Source organism: Gilvimarinus gilvus (genome assembly GCF_030518155.1).
Lineage (GTDB): Bacteria > Pseudomonadota > Gammaproteobacteria > Pseudomonadales > Cellvibrionaceae > Gilvimarinus > Gilvimarinus gilvus.
In genome coordinates this window covers 1-468 of sequence record NZ_JAULRU010000764.1, presented here as the reverse complement: position 1 = coordinate 468, position 468 = coordinate 1, and the positions used below count along the sequence as shown (strand labels likewise).

Below are 468 nucleotides of genomic sequence, written 5' to 3'. Positions count from 1 at the left end.
TATCAACTTGTAGTGTCTTATTTGGAGGAAGAATTTGATGTGAATTTGTATGTTGTGGATGCGAGAAGTAACGATTATTCTGAATTTGGTTTTGGAAATATGATTTCGGATGAAGAAATGGAAATTGCAACGCAACAAGATTTTTATTTGGAATCTGTGATGTATTTCGGAAATGACGCGTTGGATAGTTTTCATTTGCAACTAAAAATTATGCAAGCCATTGTCGAGAATCCGTCTATTGTTGTCGATTTTATGCCTTATCGTTTGCTTTCTGGTAAATGGGCGAAAGTGACAGCAGAGTCAGAAATTCCGCCTGCGCCTTCGTATTTATATGTGATTCATGGCGTTTATGATGAGGACGAAGATGGCGATCGCGTGTATTGGATGCATACGCATGGTTTGCATCGTTGCGGTTCTGTGGAATTGGAAATGTTGAACATCAAAGATGGAGTAGAGCAGATGAATTCG

The 468-nt window shown here is 38.9% G+C and carries 1 protein-coding gene; it reads left to right on the top strand.

Translation table 11 applies throughout. The annotated features are described in order from the left end of the window. Positions 1-12: 12 nt before the first annotated feature. The coding region (locus tag QWI17_RS19460; RefSeq protein ID WP_441294597.1) for a DUF4026 domain-containing protein at positions 13-468 on the top strand (456 nt) is incomplete at its 3' end.